The 2,631-nt window shown below is 74.5% G+C and carries 1 protein-coding gene; it reads left to right on the top strand.

The window, feature by feature from the left end; all coding sequences use genetic code 11:
* Positions 1 to 214: 214 nt before the first annotated feature.
* Positions 215 to 2,631: AMP-binding protein (locus tag ACFV6I_RS38945; protein ID WP_380430960.1), on the top strand; the 2,417-nt coding region annotated here is incomplete at its 3' end.

Here is a 2,631-nt window from a genome sequence, read left to right as displayed (position 1 = left end):
CAGGGGCGGCGTCGTGGCCGAGCAGGGCACCCACGACGAACTCCTCGCCCGGCACGGACTCTACGCATCCCTCTGGCAGCTCCAGGCCGGCGAACTCGCCGCCTGACCGCAGCAGCCGCGCCACCCGCCACCCGCCCGCCGACCGCGTGACGCCACCGCGGTCGGCGCGCCCCGGCGCGTCCTCACGCCTGCCCACATTCCTGGAGGTACCCCCATGTCCCGTCGCGACGGCGACACGCTTCCCCTGACAGCGGCCCAGCGCGAGATCTGGCTGGCCGAACAACGGGCCCGCACGGCGATTCCGGCCTACCGCATCGGCGAGTACCTGGAGATCCACGGGCCGGTCGACCCGGACCTGTTCGAGACCGCGCTGCGCCGCGTCGTCGACGAGGTCGACGCCCTGCACGTGCGCTTCGTCGACGGCGCCGAGGGCCCGCACCAGGTCGTCCGCGCGCACACGCGGTGGGAGCCCGCGCAGGTCGACGTCAGTGGGGAGGCCGAGCCGCTCGCGGCGGCCCGGGAGTGGATGGACCGGGACCGGCTCCGGCCGCTGGACCTCGCCCGCGACCCGCTCTTCCGCTACGCGCTGATCACGCTGGCGCCGGACCGGTCCGTCTTCTACCAGAGCTACCACCACCTGGTGATGGACGGGTTCGGATATTCCGCCGTGGGCCGGCGGGTGGCGCAGGTGTACACGGCGCTCGCCGAGGGGCGGCCGGTGCCGCCGTCCCCGTTCGGCTCGCTCGGCGGTCTGGTCGCCAGCGACGCGGCCTACCGCGACTCGGAGCAGTACCTCGCCGACCGTGCCTACTGGACCGGACGGTTCGCCGACCGGCCGGCGCCGACCCGGCTGTCGGACCGCCTGCCGGGCGGCCCGTCCGCCCGGTTCCGGCGCACCCCGCCGGCCGGAGCGCTGCGCCCCGAGGCGCTGCGCGCCGCGGCACAGCGGACGGGCGTCCGCTGGTCCCGGGTCGTGCTCGCGGCGACCGCGCTGTACGCGCACCGGCTCACCGGGGCCCGGGACGTGCTGCTCGGCCTGCCCGTCACCGGCCGGGTGGGCGACCCGGTGCTGGCGGTGACGCCCGGCGCGGTGTCGAACCTCGTGCCGCTGCGTCTGTCGGTGCGGCCGGACCTGCCGTGGTCGGAACTGGTCGAGCAGGTGGACCGGGAAGTCGCCGCCGCGCTGGCGCACCAGCGGTACCGCAGCGAGGACCTGCTCCGGGACCTCGGGCAGGCCGGCACGATCGAGACGGCGTTCCCACTGGTCGTCAACATCATGTCCTTCGACTCCGAACCGAGCTTCGCCGGGCAGCCCGCCACGGTGTACGCGCCCCTGGGGACCTCCGCCGACGACTTGGCGGTCTGGGCCGTGGGCGGGCGTGACGAGTACGCCCCGAGGATCGAGCTCGGAGCCTGCGCGGAGGTGTGCACGGAGAGTGAACTCCTCGGCCACCAGCGGCGTTTGCTCGACCTGCTGGACACCCTCGCGGACTGCGACCCGCAGCAGCCGCTCGGCCGGATCGGCCTGATCGGGGCCGACGAGCAGCGCGAGCTGCTGGCCCTCGGCACCGGGCCGACGGTCGAGCTCCCGGCCGAGACCCTGCCGGAGCTGTTCCGCAAGCATGTGCGGGCGACGCCGGACCTGGTGGCGCTGGTGTGCGGGGACGTTTCTCTGACCTATGCGGAGCTGGACGAGCGGGCGAACCGGCTGGCGAACGCCCTGGTCGCCCGGGGCGCGGGGCCGGAGCGGCTGGTGGCGGTCGCCCTGCCGAGGTCGGCCGAACTGGTGGTGGCGATCCTCGCGGTGCTCAAGACCGGGGCGGCCTACGTCCCGCTCGATCCCGAATACCCGGCCGCCCGGATCGCCCTCCTGCTCGATGACGCGTGCCCGGCCCTGGTGGTGACCGACACCCTCAGCGAGGGCCGGCTGCCGGGGGAGGGTTCCGTCGACCGGCTGGTCGTCGACGACCCGGCGACGGCCGACCTGGTGAGTGGTCTGTCAGCGGCTGACCCGATGGCGGCCGTCGACCCGGGCCACCCGGCGTACGTCATCTTCACCTCCGGCTCCACCGGCCGGCCCAAGGGCGTGGTGCCGACCCACGGCGGCCTGCTCAACCTGCTCACCGACCTCCGGCAGGTCCACTTTCCGCCGGTGACGGGCGGACGGCAGCGACTGCGGGTGGCCCTGACGACGTCGGTGTCGTTCGATGCCTCGTGGAACCAGCTGCTCGCCCTGTTCGCGGGCCACGAGCTGCACGTCCTGGACTACGAGACCTGGACCGACCCCGACGCCTTCGTCGGCTACGCGGCGCGCCGCGAGCTGGACTACATCGAAGCCACCCCTTCCTACCTGCACGTCCTGGTCGCCCACGGGCTCCTGGGCGACCAGAACTGGCGTCCGGGGCTGGTCGCGGCCGGTGGCGAGGCCGTCCCGGAGCGGCTGTGGGGAGAGCTGCGGGCGGCGGACGGGGTCTCCTGCCTCAACCTCTACGGGCCGTCCGAGTGCACTGTCAACCCGGTGGTCGCCTCCGTGGGGTCGAGTCCGCTCCCGGTCATCGGCCGGCCCGCCGGCAACGTCCGGCTGTACGTGCTCGACGGCGCCCTGCGGCCGCTGCCGGCCGGTACGCCGGG

It is taken from the genome of Kitasatospora sp. NPDC059803 (assembly GCF_042732255.1).
Classification (GTDB): Bacteria; Actinomycetota; Actinomycetes; order Streptomycetales; family Streptomycetaceae; genus Kitasatospora.
The sequence above is the reverse complement of the archived record's forward strand: the minus strand, read 5'-3'. Positions and strand labels throughout refer to the sequence as shown.